This is a genomic window from Saccharopolyspora gloriosae (assembly GCF_014203325.1).
In the GTDB taxonomy this organism is placed as follows: Bacteria; Actinomycetota; Actinomycetes; order Mycobacteriales; family Pseudonocardiaceae; genus Saccharopolyspora_C; species Saccharopolyspora_C gloriosae.
Window position 1 is genome coordinate 6497359 of sequence record NZ_JACHIV010000001.1, and the last position, 16412, is coordinate 6513770.

12 protein-coding genes and 1 pseudogene are annotated in these 16412 nt (G+C 71.7%); 5 read left to right on the forward strand and 8 right to left on the reverse strand.

The window, feature by feature from the left end:
- Window positions 1-98: 98 nt before the first annotated feature.
- From leuS to BJ969_RS28270, 3 genes and pseudogenes are all read left to right on the forward strand, one after another.
- A complete protein-coding gene (leuS, locus tag BJ969_RS28260; RefSeq protein WP_184484048.1) occupies window positions 99-3032 on the forward strand; it encodes a leucine--tRNA ligase in 2934 nt (977 codons plus the stop codon).
- 287 nt (window positions 3033-3319) lie between these two features.
- A complete protein-coding gene (locus BJ969_RS28265; protein WP_184484050.1) occupies window positions 3320-5284 on the forward strand; it encodes an acyl-CoA dehydrogenase family protein in 1965 nt (654 codons plus the stop codon).
- Between the two features lie 430 nt (window positions 5285-5714).
- A pseudogene (locus tag BJ969_RS28270) lies at window positions 5715-6068 on the forward strand (CAP domain-containing protein); the annotation flags it as partial.
- Window positions 6069-6245: 177 nt separating this feature from the next.
- Here the strand turns inward: BJ969_RS28270 and BJ969_RS28275 are convergent.
- Window positions 6246-6755, reverse strand: coding sequence for an immunoglobulin domain-containing protein (locus tag BJ969_RS28275; protein ID WP_184484054.1), 510 nt, complete (start codon window positions 6753-6755; stop codon window positions 6246-6248).
- Window positions 6756-6901: 146 nt separating this feature from the next.
- Window positions 6902-7639 carry a TetR/AcrR family transcriptional regulator gene (locus BJ969_RS28280; RefSeq protein ID WP_184484056.1) on the reverse strand — a complete coding sequence of 246 codons (738 nt, stop codon included), beginning with the start codon at window positions 7637-7639 and terminating at the stop codon, window positions 6902-6904.
- Between the two features lie 211 nt (window positions 7640-7850).
- On the opposite strand from BJ969_RS28280, the gene BJ969_RS28285 reads away from it, so the two are divergent.
- On the forward strand, window positions 7851-8207 hold the full coding sequence (locus tag BJ969_RS28285; protein WP_184484058.1) for a glutaredoxin domain-containing protein: 357 nt from the start codon (window positions 7851-7853) through the stop codon (window positions 8205-8207).
- Between the two features lie 536 nt (window positions 8208-8743).
- On the opposite strand, the gene BJ969_RS28290 is transcribed toward BJ969_RS28285, so the two are convergent.
- Window positions 8744-11050 (reverse strand): DUF2339 domain-containing protein, encoded by a 2307-nt coding sequence (locus tag BJ969_RS28290; RefSeq protein ID WP_184484060.1) that lies wholly within the window; start codon window positions 11048-11050, stop codon window positions 8744-8746.
- A 211-nt stretch (window positions 11051-11261) separates the two neighbouring features.
- Here BJ969_RS28290 and ptsP point away from each other — a divergent pair, with 211 nt between their 5' ends.
- Window positions 11262-12899: a phosphoenolpyruvate--protein phosphotransferase gene (gene ptsP, locus BJ969_RS28295; protein ID WP_184484062.1), complete on the forward strand. Its 1638-nt coding sequence runs from the start codon at window positions 11262-11264 to the stop codon at window positions 12897-12899.
- 176 nt (window positions 12900-13075) lie between these two features.
- On the opposite strand, the gene BJ969_RS28300 is transcribed toward ptsP, so the two are convergent.
- The 5 genes from BJ969_RS28300 to BJ969_RS28320 form a co-directional block, all read right to left on the reverse strand.
- Window positions 13076-13846, reverse strand: a complete 771-nt coding sequence (locus tag BJ969_RS28300; RefSeq protein WP_184484064.1) for an AfsR/SARP family transcriptional regulator — start codon at window positions 13844-13846, stop codon at window positions 13076-13078.
- A gap of 116 nt (window positions 13847-13962) precedes the next feature.
- Window positions 13963-15459, reverse strand: coding sequence for a hypothetical protein (locus BJ969_RS28305; RefSeq protein ID WP_184484066.1), 1497 nt, complete (start codon window positions 15457-15459; stop codon window positions 13963-13965).
- Between the two features lie 76 nt (window positions 15460-15535).
- Window positions 15536-15703: a hypothetical protein gene (locus tag BJ969_RS28310; RefSeq protein WP_184484068.1), complete on the reverse strand. Its 168-nt coding sequence runs from the start codon at window positions 15701-15703 to the stop codon at window positions 15536-15538.
- Window positions 15704-15779: 76 nt separating this feature from the next.
- A complete protein-coding gene (locus BJ969_RS28315; protein ID WP_184484070.1) occupies window positions 15780-15965 on the reverse strand; it encodes a hypothetical protein in 186 nt (61 codons plus the stop codon).
- Between the two features lie 130 nt (window positions 15966-16095).
- Window positions 16096-16284 (reverse strand): hypothetical protein, encoded by a 189-nt coding sequence (locus tag BJ969_RS28320; protein ID WP_184484072.1) that lies wholly within the window; start codon window positions 16282-16284, stop codon window positions 16096-16098.
- Window positions 16285-16412 lie beyond the last annotated feature (128 nt).

A 16412-nucleotide genomic window follows, 5' to 3' on the forward strand; every position in this document is an offset into this window, starting at 1 on the left:
CGCCTCGGTCAGGGGCGGGCCGCGGAAAACCGGTTGGGGGTGGGCGGCACACTGGGGGTGTGCGATCCGCGCGGTGAGCAGGGAAGGAAACGCAGGTGATGAGCGGCCAGGCAGCAGGCGTGACGAGCGAGCCGACGGGAGATCCGTCGACGGGGAGCTCGGCGAACGGGAGTGAGGAGACGCCCCGGTTCCGCTACACCGCGGAGACGGCGGCGCAGGTCGAGCAGCGCTGGCAGCAGCGGTGGGAAGAGCTCGGCACCTTCCACGCGCCGAACCCGGCCGGTCCGCTGAGCACCGGTTCCGAGCTGGATGCGGCGAACAAGCTGTTCATCCAGGACATGTTCCCGTACCCGTCCGGTTCGGGGCTGCACGTCGGGCACCCGCTGGGCTTCATCGGCACCGACGTCTACGCCCGCTTCCACCGGATGCTGGGCCGCAACGTGCTGCACACGATGGGCTTCGACGCCTTCGGACTGCCCGCGGAGCAGTACGCGGTGCAGACCGGCACGCACCCGCGCACCACCACCGAGCAGAACATCGAGCGCTACCTGCGCCAGATCCGCAGGCTGGGCCTGGGCCACGACGAGCGCCGGCGGGTCGCGACCACCGACGTCGAGTTCTACAAGTGGACGCAGTGGATCTTCCTGCAGGTCTTCCACGCCTGGTACGACACCGAGGCCGACGGCGGCAAGGGCCGGGCGCGGCCCATCGCCGAGCTGGAGAAGCAGTTCGCCGACGGTGAGCGCGCCACCCCGGACGGCCGCGCGTGGAGCGAGCTGGGCCGCACCGAGCAGCGCGAGCTGATCGACTCCTACCGGCTGGCGTACCTGTCGGAGGCGCCGGTGAACTGGGCGCCCGGCCTGGGCACGGTCGTGGCGAACGAGGAGGTCACCGCCGACGGCCTGACCGAGCGTGGCAACTTCCCGGTGTTCCGCCGGAACCTGAAGCAGTGGATGATGCGGATCACCGCGTACTCCGACCGCCTGGTGGACGACCTGGACCGGCTGGACTGGCCGGACAAGGTCAAGAGCATGCAGCGGAACTGGATCGGCCGCTCGCAGGGCGCGAACGTCACGTTCCAGCTGGACGGGTCCGCCGAGCGCGTCGAGGTGTTCACCACCCGGCCGGACACCCTGTTCGGCGTGACCTACCTGGTGCTGGCCCCGGAGCACCCGCTGGTGGACGAGCTGACCGCCGCCGAGTGGCCCGAGGGCACCCGCGACGGGTGGACCGGCGGCGCGTCGACCCCGGTGCGGGCGGTCGCGGACTACCGGCGCACCGCGTCGATGAAGTCCGACATGGACCGCCAGGAGAACAAGGACAAGACCGGCGTGTTCACCGGCGCCTGGGCCACCAACCCGGTCAACGGCAGCCGGATCCCGGTCTTCGTCGCCGACTACGTGCTGATGGGCTACGGCACCGGCGCGATCATGGCGGTGCCCGGCGAGGACACCCGCGACTGGGACTTCGCGCAGGCCTTCGAGCTGCCGGTGGTGCGCACCGTGCAGCCCACCGACGACCACGTCGACGGCGCGTTCACCGGCGACGGGCCGCGGATCAACTCCGCGAACCCCGAAGCCGGGCTGGACCTCAACGACCTGGGCCTGGACGAGGCCAAGAGCACCGTCATCGACTGGCTGGCCGAGCGCGGCCACGGCACCGGCACGGTGCAGTACAAGCTGCGCGACTGGCTGTTCGCCCGGCAGCGCTACTGGGGCGAGCCGTTCCCCATCGTCTACGGCGAGGACGGCGAGCCGCTGGGCGTGCCGGAGAGCTCGCTGCCGGTGGTGCTGCCGGAGGTCGAGGACTACTCGCCGCGCACCTTCGACCCGGAGGACGCCGACAGCCGCCCCGAACCGCCGCTGGCGAAGGCCACCGAGTGGGCCGAGGTGGAGCTGGACCTGGGCGACGGGCTCAAGGACTACCGCCGCGACACCAACGTGATGCCGCAGTGGGCCGGTTCCTGCTGGTACCAGCTGCGCTACATCGACCCGGTGAACGACTCCGAGTTCGTCGACCCCGCCAACGAGCGCTACTGGATGGGGCCCCGGCCGCAGTCGCACGGCGCGGACGACCCGGGTGGGCTGGACCTGTACGTCGGCGGCGTGGAGCACGCGGTGCTGCACCTGCTGTACTCCCGCTTCTGGCACAAGGTGCTGTTCGACCTGGGCTTCCTGAGCTCGGAGGAGCCGTACCGGCGGCTGTACAACCAGGGCTACATCCAGGCGTTCGCCTACACCGACTCCCGCGGCGTGTACGTGCCCGCGGACGAGGTCGAGGAGCGCGACGGCAAGTTCTTCTTCGGTGCGGAGGAGGTGCGCCGCGAGTACGGGAAGATGGGCAAGAGCCTGAAGAACTCCGTCTCCCCGGACGAGATGGCCGACGCCTACGGCGCGGACACGCTGCGGCTCTACGAGATGGCGATGGGCCCGCTGGACACCTCGCGGCCGTGGGCGACCAAGGACGTCGTCGGCTCGCACCGGTTCCTGCAGCGGTTGTGGCGCAACGTCGTCGACGAGAGCACCGGCGAGCCGCGCGTCACCGACGAGCAGCCCGACGAGGAGGTGCTGCGCGCCCTGCACAAGACGATCGACGGGGTGCGCGAGGACTTCGACGCGCTGCGCTTCAACACCGCGGTGGCGAAGCTGATCGAGCTGAACAACCGCGTCACCAAGGCGTACTCGGGTGCCGCGGGCACGCCGCGCCAGGTCGTGGAGCCGCTGGTGCTGATGGTCGCTCCGCTGACCCCGCACCTGGCGGAGGAGCTGTGGTCGCGGCTGGGCCACGAGGGCGGCCTGGCCCACGGCCCGTTCCCGGTCGCGCAGCAGGAGTACCTGGTCGAGGACACGGCCGAGTACCCGATCCAGATCAACGGCAAGGTCCGGTCGCGGGTCGTGGTGCCCGCGTCGGCGTCGCAGGACGAGGTGCGCACCGCGGCGCTGGCCGACGAGAAGGTGGTGGCCGCGCTGGAGGGCAAGGAGCCGCGCAAGGTCATCGTCGTTCCCGGCCGGCTGGTCAACGTCGTCGCCTGACCTCCCGTTCCGCCGCGCACGGCCCGCTCCCCGGTTCTTCCGGCGAGCGGGCCGTTTCGCTCGTGGCTCCATGTCGACTTGTCGGCTGGACGACTCGTGCATGGCCCCGCACCTCGGTCCTGCGACCTGCGTCGATGCTGGGCTCGGATGGGGCGACTCCCGGCGGTTCCGCGCGAAATTGCGGGGGTGTGGATCTGACGTGGAGGGTGGCGAGAGAGGTCACATAGCTGACCTACTGGCGAGTAACTAGGCTCGATCGAGACGGCACCAGACCTGTGGAGGCTGGCATGGACATCCCGAAGACACCCGCTCGGTTCGACGCGGACGAATTGGCGAACCTGCTCGACGGGCGGTGGGCCGGGGTGCGCGCCAAGGTGCGCGAGGCGCTCGAAGGAACCGCACTGCCACCCGGTGACCACCTGGACACCGACTCGCACCGCGCGCAGACCCTCGAACAGCTGCACATGCTGGTCAAGAGCGGGATTCCGGAGATCGGCTTCCCCGCCGCGCAAGGCGGTCAGGGCGACGTCGGCGGCTCCGTCGTCTCGCTGGAGATGCTGGCCGGGAACCTGTCGCTGATGGTCAAGGCCGGCGTGCAGTGGGGCCTGTTCGGCGGCGCGGTGCAGGCGCTGGGCACCGAACGCCACCACGAGCGCTACCTGCCCTCGATCATGAGCCTGGACCTGCCCGGCTGCTTCGCGATGACCGAGACCGGGCACGGCTCCGACGTGCAGCACCTGCGCACCACCGCCGAGTACGACCCGGCGACCGAGGAGTTCGTGGTGCACACGCCGCACGAGTCGGCGCGCAAGGAGTACATCGGCAACGCCGCCCGCGACGGCCGGATGGCGGTGGTGTTCGCCCAGCTCATCACCGGTGGCGAGCGCCACGGCGTGCACGCGCTGATGGTGCCGATCCGGAACGAGGACGGCTCCGCCCGGCCCGGCGTGCACCTGTCCGACTGCGGCCGCAAGGCCGGGCTCAACGGCGTCGACAACGGGCGCATCACCTTCGACCAGGTGCGGGTGCCGCGCGAGGCGCTGCTCAACCGCTACGGCGACGTGGCCGCCGACGGCACCTACAGCAGCCCGATCGAGAGCACCGGCAAGCGGTTCTTCACCATGCTCGGCACGCTCATCCGCGGCCGGATCTCGGTGGCGGGAACCGCTGGCAGCGCCGCGAAGCTCGCCCTGGAGATCGCGCTGCGCTACGGCACGACCCGCAGGCAGTTCGACCGCCCGGGCACCGCCGAGGAGACCGTCGTCCTCGACTACCTCGGCCACCAGCGCAAGCTGCTGCCCGCGCTGGCGAAGTCCTACGCGCTGCACTTCGCGCAGGAACAGCTGGTGCAGACGCTGCACGAGGTGTCGGGTTCCGGGGACGAGCGCGCGCAGCGGGAGCTGGAGTCGCGGGCCGCCGGGCTCAAGGCGCTGACCACCTGGCACGCGACGAGCACCATCCAGGCCGCCCGCGAGGCGTGCGGCGGTGCCGGCTACCTGGCGGAGAACCAGCTGCCGCAGCTGAAGGCCGACACCGACGTGTTCACCACCTTCGAAGGCGACAACACGGTCCTGCTGCAGCTGGTCGCGAAGGGGCTGCTGACCGACTACAAGGACCAGTTCGGCGAGCTCGGCACCCTGGAGGTGGCGCGGTTCGTCGCCGACCAGTTCGTCGGCGCGGTCATCGAGCGCACCGCGGCGAAGTCGCTGGTGCAGCGCCTGGTCGACGCCGCGCAGCGCGACGACGAGGAAGCGGTGTTCGACCGCGGCTGGCAGCTCAAGCTGTTCGACGACCGCGAGCGCCACGTCCTCGACGGCGTCGCCCGCAGGCTGCGGCGGGCCACCGGCAAGGACGCGGACCCCTTCGAGGTGTTCAACAACGCCCAGGACCACGTGCTGCGCGCGGCCCGGGTGCACATCGACCGGGTGGTGTTGGAGGCGTTCGTCGCGGGCATCGAGCGCTGCACCGACGGCCCGACCGCGCAGCTGCTGGACCGGGTGTGCGATCTGTACGTGCTCGCCACGATCGAGGAGGACCGGGGCTGGTTCCTGGAGCACGAGCGGATCACGCCGCGTCGCGCGAAGGCGGTGACGGAGGCGGTGAACGGCCTGTGCCAGGGGCTCCGGCCGCACGCGGTGGAGCTGGTGGAGGCGTTCGGGCTGCCGCGCCAGTGGATCACGGCTCCGATCGCGACGGGGGCGGAGGCGGCCCGGCAGGACGCCCAGCGCGCGCACGACAGGACGCTCGCCTGATCTTCTCCCTGGAATGGCCCGTTCGACCTGATTCATTCGGTCGAACGGGCCGGTTTCTTTCGCGTCTCGTTCGTGAATGACGAAGTCGATTGATCCGCTCGGTCGAACGCGGAATTCGATCGCCCCGAAAAGGGTGCATCCGCTGCCGGCTCCCGCTTGATTCGAGACCGCGCCGTCGCGGAAGAGCGCAAAAACCGTTCGCCCGTGTGGGTTAAAAGATCGACAGGAATTTGAGCACGGATAGTGTCTTGATCTGTGTCGTGAGGCACATATAACGGAACTATCTCACCCGTCGTGGGTAGTTTGCGTCCCCATGGCATGGACCAATTTGCAACGTTCCGTAATCGCGTCGGGGCTCGCGGCCGTAGCGCTCGGAGCCGGTGTCGCGATCCCGGCGCAGGCCTTCGCGGCCGACAACGGGCAGCAGCAGCGCGTGGTCGAGCTCGTGAACGAGGCCCGAGCGGGAGCCGGCTGCGAACCGCTCACCTCCGACGAGCGGCTGACCACCGCCGCGAACGGGCACAGCGATGACATGTCCGCCCGCGACTACTTCTCGCACACCACGCCCGAGGGCGTGACCTTCGACCAGCGGATCAAGAACGCCGGCCACTCCTCACCCGGTGCGGAGAACATCGCCGCAGGGCAGAGCAGCGCCGAACAGGTCATGGACGCCTGGATGAAATCCGCCGGGCACAAGCGCAACATCCTGGACTGCTCGCTCAAGAGCATCGGAGTCGGCGTGCAGACCGACGGCTGGTACTGGACCCAGGACTTCGGCCGCTGAAACTCCGAGACGAACTGATCCGGCGCGGAATCCGCATCGCCCCGAAGAATGCGGCCGAATCGCGCCGGATCGAGAAAGACCCGGTCGGGCCGGGAAAATAAGGGGTGTCACACGTGCGGCCAGGGAACCGCTGCTCCCTCTCGCGGGCCCTGGCCGCACGCTCCCCGCTCCCCCGGCTCAGCTGACCTGCGGTCCGATGTTCCCGATGCGCACCGGGCCGTCGATCTCGCTGCTCGGCCAGGCAACGCTGATCCCGCCGCGCTGCGGCAGGTCGAACGTGATCGACGAGACCGGCTTCGGGTCGGCCGACTCCGCGGGCGTCGCCAAGTAGGCGACGCCGGGGTGCTGCTCGTCGATCGTGTAGCGCTGCTCCGAACCCGGCTCCGGGATGACCGTGCTGATGCCCTCCACCGCCTCGTCGCCGTTGAAGAAGGTCAAGGTCGACGGCTCCCCCTCGACGTCGCAGGACACACCCGGCTTCGCCTCGAAGGTGATCGCGAACAGCCGGCCGTCGTTCGGCGCGTGGCCCTCGGTCACCGACACGTTCAGATCACCGGGAGCGCACCACGGATAGGGCCCGGCGGGCGCCGCGGTGGCCGCGCCGGCGGTGAGCAGCGCACCCCCGCCGACCAGGGCGCTGAGCGCGGTGGCGGTGGCGGCGCGGCGGAACTTCGACGAGATGGCCATGGTCTCTCCCAGTGATCGGTGCAACTGCCTGTGATCACTAGGACGCGCTGCGGTGCCGAGGGATGTCCCCCGCCGGGAAGAAGTGAGATCCCGGACTCCGAGGCAACCTCGACTCGCCTCGGGCGTCTTCGCCGGGCGATCCCGGTTCAGGCGATGCCGATCTCCTTGGCCAGCTCGTCGAGCAGCGACTCGTAGAGCAGGTCCGAATCGACCAGGGTGAACGGGAAGCGCCCGAACACCTCCAGCGCCACGTGCCCGTACAACCGCACCCACCAGCGCAGCAGGACGAACACCGCGGTGGTGTCCAGGGCTTCCGCGGGCATCTCGATGCCCTCGTCGGAGAAGGCGTGCGCCAGCGCCTGCTGGTTCGACGCGAGCTCGCCGTGCAGGCCCGCGGGCGCGGCCTCGTGGTTCACCAGGTTCGTGGCCTCCACCATCAGCGGGCCGATGATGCGCATGAACACGCTCGCGAACCGGTCCTCGGAGCCGTCCGGGTGCGCGGCCCCGCCCTCCGGCTCGGAGGTCTCGTCGGCGCGGGTGGCGAACACCAGCGCGAACTCCTTCGGGTGCGCCAGCGCCCAGCGGCGGAAGCCGTGGCACACCGAGTTCAGCTTGCCGCGGAAGTCGGCCGGATCCGCGCCGCGCACCCGTTCGGTGAGCTCGGTGACGAGGTCGGTGCAGATGTCGTCGCCCAGTTGGCGGAGCAGGTCCTCCCGCGAGTCGTAGTAGCGGTACAGCGCCGGGGCGGTGATGCCGAGCTCGCGGGCGATCGCCCGCAGGGTCACGGCGTCGCGTCCCTTGGTGACGAGGAGGGCGCGAGCGTGCTCGCGGATCTCCATTTCGGTCGCCGCGCGGATGCGTTCGCGCCGAGTGCCCTGGCTCATGGTGGGTGTGCTCCATCAAGTCTGCCGCCGCACGGGTGGCGCGGATTGACGACGTCGCACGCACCGTAACGGTTCGTAGCGGCCGGATCGCCGGAGTGGCTCCTTCCCGCTGCACCGGAATAACCCGGTCCGCCGCGGCGTTGGCGCGAGCGAGGGGCAGTGGATCACCGGTGTACCCGCGGTGATCACCCGGAACAGGAAGGTGTGATCGATGAGCGCGGACGGTGAGCGGACTGACGAGGGCGGGACCGGCGCGGAGCTGATCGTCTACACCAGGCCGGGTTGCCCGTTCTGCACCTCGTTGCGCGCGGGACTGCGGCGCCAGGACCTGGAGTTCCGGGAGATCGACATCTGGCAGGAGCAGGGCGCGGCCGCCGCGGTGCGCGCGATCGCCGACGGCAACGAGACGGTGCCGACGGTCGTGCTGGGCGACTGGTCCGCGGTGAACCCCTCGGCCTCGCAGGTGCTGGACGCGGTGCGCGAGCACGCGCCCGAACTGCTCCCGGAGAGCAAGCCCGGACTCGTATCCGGAGCCCTCAACGCCTTGGGCCTGCGCCAGACCGACTGATGGTTTCCGGTCCCGGCCTGCCGTAGGGGGCAGGTCGCGGAACCTCAGCGTTCTTCTCGCTGCGGGATCTTTTTCCCGAGTGGCTCCGCCACGAGGGAAAAAGCTGTCCTCGCGAGAAGAACGCTGAGAACCCGCGGCGGTGCCGGTGGGCATGGTGGTCGCTGCTCAGCGGCTTCGCCGCTGACAAGACGAATGATCAAGAGCGCTGCTCACCTGGACTGCAGGTTGAGGCTGGTGTGAAGTAGACCAGGGCCGGCCGCACGGGGGGCGTCACGGCCGGCGCCTGGGGTTGCGATCGCCGGTGGCGCGATACCGGCGAGCAGCAACTCACCCAGTTTGACGCGCGTGCACGCCTGGTGGATGCCACTTGGTCAAGAACTACGCCCGAAAGGGTGGGAGCGGCTGGTGTTCGGCGGTCCGCGCTGCACCGAATGCTCGGCCGGAGTGCGAAGTTCGGCCCGATACGGCGATTTGTCGACATGGCGACATGTGCGCTCGCCGACAGATCGACGGGTCGACCTGTCGGCGAGCGGTCCTCATGCCTCGCGCGCGTCGCGCTCGGCGATCAACCGCGCGTAGCGCGTGCCCCCGGCCAGCAGGATGAGCCCGGCCGCGAGGAACACCAGCACCCGCACCAGCCCGGACAACGCCGCCAGGTCGAACACCAGCAGCTTCGCCAGCGCCACCCCCACCAGCACGAACCCGGCGACGCGCGCGGGCACCGAGTGGATGCCGCGCAGCAGCGACAGGAACGCCAGCACCATCCAGGAAACGGTGATCAGGGCGTGGCCCGCGAGGAAACCGGTGCGGTCCGGCGCGACCAGCAGGCTCAGCGTCAGGACCGCACCGCCCCCGCCGTAGAGCAGGCCGGCCGCGGCGGGCAGCACGGCCCGCGGGGTGCGCGCCAGCACGCCCAGCCCGATCGCGGACCAGGTGGTGGCGGTGGTGCTCGCCCCGATCAGCAGGAACGCCGCCAGCCCGGAGAGCATCGCCGAGATCCCGCCCGACGCGTACGGCTCGGCGGCGAACGCGAGGAACAGCGTCGGCGGCGCTGGCGAGACCAGCGCGATCAGCACCCCGGCCGCGCCGAACAGCGCTGCGCCCAGCAGCAGTCCCCGGCCGCGCAACCGGTGCGCGAGCAGCGCCAGCAGCAGCGCTTCCACCAGCAGGCTCAGCGAACGGCCCGAACCACCGGCCACCAGCAGCGTCGCCTGGAAGGCGGTGGCCGCGCCGACGCCCCCGGCCACGACGCCGAGCGCGGCGGGCAGGCCGCCCGCGCGGCCCGCGCACCAGACGGCGGAATACAGCGCGGCGACCAGCGCCAGGACTCCCAGCGCGGCGAAGCGGTCCAGCATCGGCGCGGCCAGCAGCGTCGGGGTCGCGGCGGTGATCAGCAGCGCGATCGCGAGCGGGTCGCGGGGACGGCGGCGCGCGGTGATCACGGCGAGCGCGAGACCGGTGGCGGTGACCGCGAGCGCGGCGCACGCCGCGGGCCACGGCGCTCCCGTGACCAGCGCGTGCCCGTCGCCCACGAGGGCGGCGATGATCGCCGGGACGGCGGAGGCCGCGGTGAGCCCGCGCCAGGACCGGCGCACCTGCACCGGCGTCGCGGCGATCTTCAGCACGACCAGGAACGCGGTCAGCAGCGCGGTGGCGGCGGGTTCGCGCAGCACCGGGCCGAACAGCAGCGGCGCGCACAGCGCGCAGCCGAGCACCACGCCGACCGCCAGCGCCTGCGACCGCCAGCGGTCGGCGAGCCACAACCCGAGCGCGCCCAGCACCAGCGCGGTCGCGAGCCCGGCCGGGGCGGGCAGGAAGCCGTAGAGCGCGGTCGCCGCGAGCACGTCCAGGTACAGCACGGCGATTCCGGTGGCGGCCAGCGCGAAGGCACCGGCGACGGCCGAGCGGTGCCGGACCCGGAACGCGCTGCCGAGCAGCACCGCGCCGAGCGCGGCACCACCGGCGACCCGTCCGAGCGGGCCGATCCACCCGTTCTGCACCGCCATCACCATCAGCAGCACGACCCCGAGCAGGGTGATCGCGGCGCCGGACCAGGCGAGCACGCGGGTGCCTTGCCGGGACGTCCAGTTCGCGAGCCGGTCCAGCATCGGTGGTTTCGGCGGGAACAGCGGCGGCGCGGGTGGCATCGCGGGGCCGGGCGGCGGTGCCTGCTCGCCACCGCCGACGGGCCGGTTCAGCCAGGTCAGGAGGCCGTCGGGCGGCGGCCCGGGGTACGCGGCCGCCGCGTGCTGCGGGAACGCGCGCTGCGCGGCGAGATGTTCAGAGCCGGGCGCGCGCGGGTGCGGTGCGGTGCCGGGCAGGGCGTGCGCGGCCTGCGGCGCGACCGCCGCACCGCCGTCCTGGTGCGCGCGGTCCTGCTGGGCGGGAACGGGCCCCGAATACGGGGCAGCCCCGGCCGCTTGCGCGGCCGGGGTCTGCGTCGGTTCTGCGAAACTGGTGTCGACGGGCTCGCCGGGGATCGGTGCCGATCCGGTGCGGATCGTCGCCTCCGGGAGCGGGATCCGGTCCGGGACGGCCGGTCGCGTCCGTCTGCTCCCCGGCGCCGGGCCGGGTGGTGCTGGTCGGTCGGGTGGTGCGGCGGCGGGGCCGCCGTTGCTGGTGCTGCGTTCCCCAGTGATCACGGTGTCACCCTCGGTGTTCGTCGTGTCTTCCCCAGTGGTTGTTGCGCGCTCCGCGTTCGGCCCGCGAAGCTGCTCCCCGAGCACGCCGAGCTCAGTGCCCAGTTCCGCGAACATCACGGCGATCCGGTCGATCGGATCGGCGAGCTTGTCGAGGTCGGAAGCGGGGCCTGCGATCGTGCGTGCTGTGCGCTGTGTTGCCATGAGCACACTCTGTCGGCCCAAGGGGTCCGGCGGGATCCGTATGGCTACTCATCGGTTACTCATCGGTTAGTGGAATCGCTGGTCCGTACGGGTACGTACCGGATCGCGATTTCACCTGACGTGCCCGTTCAGGCGGTGCGTTTCCAGGCCGATCGGATGAGCGGTGCCTACGATCGAGGAGAGGCCGCAAGAGAAGGGTATGGTCTAGACCATGTCGCTGTTCACTGGTGTCGGAGTGAGTTCCGGCCGAGCATCCGGCCCGGTCGCCAGGGTCGCCGAACCCCTACCCGAACCGGCCGCGGCCCCCGCGCCCGCCGACGCCGCAGCGGAGGCGCGCCGCATCCGCCCGGCCGCCGAAGCCGTCGCGAACCGGCTGTTCGAGCGCGCGGGAGCCGTCGGCGGTGAGGCCAAGGCCGTCCTGGAGACCACGGCCGCCATGGCGCTGGATCCGGCGCTGCTGTCCCAAGCCGAGCAACTCGTCACGAACAACGCGCTGCCCGCTCCGCGCGCGGTCCACGAGGCCGCGAACGGCTTCGCCGACGCGCTGCGCAACGCGGGCGGCTACCTCGCCGAACGCGTCCGCGACATCCACGACGTGCGGGACCGGGTGATCGCCGAGCTGCTCGGCGCGACCCCGCCCGGCGTCCCCGACCTGGACCGGCCGAGCGTGCTGATCGCCCGCGACCTCGCGCCCGCCGACACCGCGGACCTCGACCCGCGGCTGGTGCTCGCGCTCGTCACCGAAGAAGGCGGGCCGACCAGCCACACCGCGATCCTGGCGCGCGCGCTCGGCATCCCCGCCGTCGTCGCCGCGCGCGGCATCCTCGCCGCCGCACCCGTCGTCGGCGTCCTCGTCGACGGCGACACCGGCAGCGTCGAGACCTCCGGCGAGCCCGTGCGCACCCAGGCCGCCGAACGCGACGTGCGGATCGACTGGAACGGCGCCGGCGGCACCGCCGACGGCCACGCCGTGTCCGTGCTCGCCAACGTCGGCTCCGCCTCGGACGCGCGGCTGGCCGTGGACGCCGGGGCGCAGGGCGTCGGCCTGTTCCGCACCGAGTTCTGCTACCTCGGCGCCGACGAGGAACCGGACGTGCGCACCCAGCGCGCCGCCTACACCGAGGTGCTCGCCCCGTTCGCCGGTCGCCCCGTCGTCGTGCGCACCCTCGACGCGGGTGCCGACAAACCGCTGTCGTTCCTGGACATGGGCGCCGAACCGAACCCGGCGCTCGGGGTGCGCGGGCTGCGGGTGTGCTTCGAACGCCCCGGCGTGCTCGACCGGCAGCTGGAGGCCATCGCCGGTGCCGAGCAGGACTCCGGCGCGACGGTGTCGGTGATGGCCCCGATGGTCGCCACCGCGGACGAGGCGGCGTGGTTCGCCGACCGGGTCCGCGCCGCCGGGCTCGGCCGGGCGGGCGCGATGATCGAGGTCCCGGCGGCGGCGCTGACCGCCGACGAGCTGCTCGACGCCGTCGACTTCGTCAGCGTCGGCACCAACGACCTCGCGCAGTACGTGTTCGCCGCCGACCGCATGTCGGGCGCGCTGGCCGGGCTCAACGACCCGTGGCAGCCCGCGCTGCTGCGGCTGGTGGCGCTGATCGGGCAGGCCGGGCACCGCCTCGGCAAGCCCGTCGGCGTCTGCGGCGAGGCGGCCTCGGACCCGCTGCTGGCGGGAGTGCTCGCCGGGCTGGGCGTCAGCAGCCTGTCGATGGCCGCCGCCGCCGTTCCCGCCGTCGGCTCGGCACTGGCGTCGCACACGCTCGTCGACTACCAGAAGGCGGCGGAAGAGGCCAAGAACGCCCCCAACGCGGCGCGAGCCCGGGAATCCGCCTTCGCCACCCTCCAGTGAGGCGCCGCCGAGCGGTGACCGCCCGACCGGGCCTCCCGCGCGACCGGGGATGAGGTGCCGAGCACCTCACCCCCGGTCACCGGCTGCGTCCCGGCGGGGCAGTACCGGGACGCGGCGGACGGCGAGCTCCATCCCCAGCGGAGCCCGTCGTCCGCGGATGCCGCGAGGCACCCGCGTCAGGCCCGGACGTGGTCGCCGAGCATCGGCCGCACCAGCTCCCGCAGGCGCCGGGACGGTTCGATGCCCAGCTCCCGGTCCAGCAGCTGCTCGTAGCGCCGGTAGTGGCGCAGCGCCTGCGCCGGGTTCGACTGCTTGAGCAGCACCTCCACCACCGCGCAGTGCGCGGTCTCGCGGAACGGTTCGACGACGGTCGCCGCCTGCGCGACCTCCAGCGCCGTCGCCAGCTGGCTGGACTGCACCAGCCGCTCCGCGGCGATCTCCAGCGCGTGCACCTGGAGCTGCTGGAGCCGTTCCCGCTCGGCCAGCACCCAGTCCTCGTACCAACCCGGCAGCAGCGGGTCCTGCTTGGCCAAGGTGTGCCCGATCGCGGCCCAGTCCGCGATCGGCTCCACCGGGTCCTCCCGCAGCAGCCGCTCCCCCGTGGACGTCAGCTCGTGCACGTCCACCGAGAGCTGGCCGCCCAGTTCGACCTCCGCGCCGTTGCCGACGATGGCTCCCGGCACCCGCCTGCGCACCCGCCACAGCGTGGTCCGCAGGTTCGCCAGCGCGCTCTGGTCGTCGTTGGCCGGCCACAGCGTTCCGGCGACGAGGTCCCGCTGCGTGCGCCCGCGCAGCGCCAGCAGCGCCAGCAGCCGCTGCCCGTTGCTGGAGACGGGCACCCCGACGCCGTCGCAGTGCAGCGACCACCCGCCGAGCAGTGCCAGCCGCAACCGCTCCCCGGCGTGCGGCCGTGGGAGCGGGATCGGGCGCGCAGGTCCCTCGCTCATGGTTCCCCCTTCGTCCGGCAAAGACCGGCCGCACCCGAGGCGCGGCCCGTCACCGATGGCGTCGCAGGCGTGACGGCGTGCCGTTACAGGCCTACGCACCGTGACAGATCCGCAGGTCACGAGGTGCGGAGGCCGAATCGGTTGCGGGTGACCGGGGCGCGGTGGCGCGGCACGTGCCGGGGGTGCTTGCGGCGGTACCACTGGCCGATCTTGCCCCCGATGCGGATGGCGAACGCGATGCCGCCCATCCACGGCAGCAGCAGCACGAACAGCGACAGGACGGCCACCACCCCGGTGAGCACGTGGCCCTGCGCGAATCCGTCGAGACCCCAGAGCCAGAACTCGTGCCCGCGTTCCAGCGCCGTGCCCAAGTAGCGGGGGATCCGCACGAACAGCGTCAGCAACGACAGGAACAGCACCGGCACCACGATCGCCACCCAGCAGGTGACCAGCAGCCGGACCTGGGGGCGCAGACCGGCGCCGACCTGCTCCCCCGGCTGCTGCTTGCCGAGCAGTTTGCGCACGAACGGCCGCACGTGCGCGAACAGGTTCGGCACCCCCACCAGGTCGCCGAGGATGTAGTAGCCGTCCAGCCGGATCAGCGGCAGCAGCTGCTGGAGCATCTGCATGTGGCTGAGCACGATGAACACCGCCAGCGGTGCGAAACCCGTCGCCCAGAACAACCCGGCCATGCCGATGATGTAGATCGCGTTGAAGTACAGGCCGCCCAGGTCGGTGCGCAACCGGCCGGCCCGGTCGAGCCGGTAGGCGTCGGTGACGTTGGTGTAGAACGCCGGGAAGATCAGCAGGATGCCGAAGCCGATCGCGCCGGGCCTGCCGCCGCCGTAGTGGCACCCGGCGGCGTGCCCGCTCTCGTGGAACAGGGTGGACGTGACGATCAGCAGGATCAGCACGAGCACGTGCGCCGGGTCGCCCACGGACGCGTGGAACGCCGCGTCCAGCGAACCGGAGGCCACCAGCGCCACGTCCGCCACGACCATCGCGCACAGCACGGTGACCACGATGACCGGCTGGAACAGCGGGGCCAGCACGGCGGCCAGCACGCGCACCACGCCCGCGGGCAGCAGCACGCCGCGCATCGCCAGCGAGATCAGCGGGTCCGCCTTCGGCGCCTCCGCCACCGGTTCGTCCAGCTCCGCCACGCCCAGCTTGTGCAGCTTGTCGCCGATCAGGAAACCCACCCCGGCCGCGGAGATCTCCGAGCCGCAGGCCGCGGTGACCCGCTCGGCGATCTCGCGCAGGTCCCGGTGCCCGTCGATCTGCGAGGCGACCAGGTGGAGGAGCTCGGACACCAGGATCATCTGCCCGTCGGCGCGGGCGATGAGGAACCGCGGATCGGTGTACCCGGCGCCTTCGTACCGGCCGCACAACGAGACGCCGTCCGCGAGCTGCGGCACGGAGCGCTCGTCCACCTCGGCGATCTGGGCGGGGTCTCCGGCGGTGGTGGCCGCCGGCGCGACCTCCGCGCCGGTGCGGTCCGCGTCCGGCCGCTCGGGTGCGGCGCCTTGCGCGGGCACGACGGGCAGGGCGGGCTCGGTGGGAAGGTCGGGCTCGGCGGGTGCCGCCCGCCCTACCTGGGTCGCTTCTGACATGGTTCCCCTCCAGGAAAACCGGCCGGGGACGGAAGAGTTCCCGTCCCCGGCCGGCCGGCACGTCCGATATCCGCTTTTACTTTCCGTATCCGTACTGGTTGGCCAGCGCGAGTGCGTCGCCGCCGACGGCGGTCGCGACGGCGATGTTCACCGGCACGTTGACGTTGACGTTGACGAGGCCGCCCAGGGCCTCCCGGGCGGGCAGCAGCTCGGCCGGTTGCGCGGCCAGCTCCAAGCGGTCCATTCATCCTCCTCAGTGGTGTCCGGCCGCGCGCCACTGGTTTTCAACGGCGCACGGCCGGGAACTCGGTCAGGACAGGTCAGTCCTGGCTGAGGTCGACGTGCTGGTTGGCGGTGGCCCCGGCGTCGCCGCCCAGGGCGACGGCGGTGGCGGTGTTCTGCGCGGCCACCAGGCCGAAGTACTCGTTGACGTTGAAGCCGCCCAGCGCTTCGCGCTTCGGCAGCAGCTCGGCGGAGACTTGCAGCTCGGAGATCTCGAACTTCACGATGCGCTCCTACGAAGTAGAGATGGTGAGAACAGGTCGCGGCGCCAACGCCGCGGGAAAGGTGCCTCGGGGCAGGGGCCCCGAGGTCACCCCACGGCCCTGACCACGGAGTCCGTGGTCACTGACCAGGTCAGCCCTGGTCGAGGTCGATGTCCTGGTGGGCGGTCGCGCCGGCGTCCCCGCCGATGCCGACGGCGGTGGCGTTGTTCTCCGCGGCCACCACGGCGAAGTACTCGTTGAAGTTGAAGCCGCCCAGGGCCTCGCGCTTCGGCAGCAGCTCGGCGGACACTTCCAGCTCGGAGATCTCGAAAACGCTCACGGTCGTACTCCTCATCGAGTTGACGAACTTTTCGAACGGCGGCGTTGTTCGCCGCTGCCGCGAAGTACGCCAGACCCGGCGTCACCGGCCCGTCACCTGGCCGTCACGGTGCGCGGTCGGCACTCGCG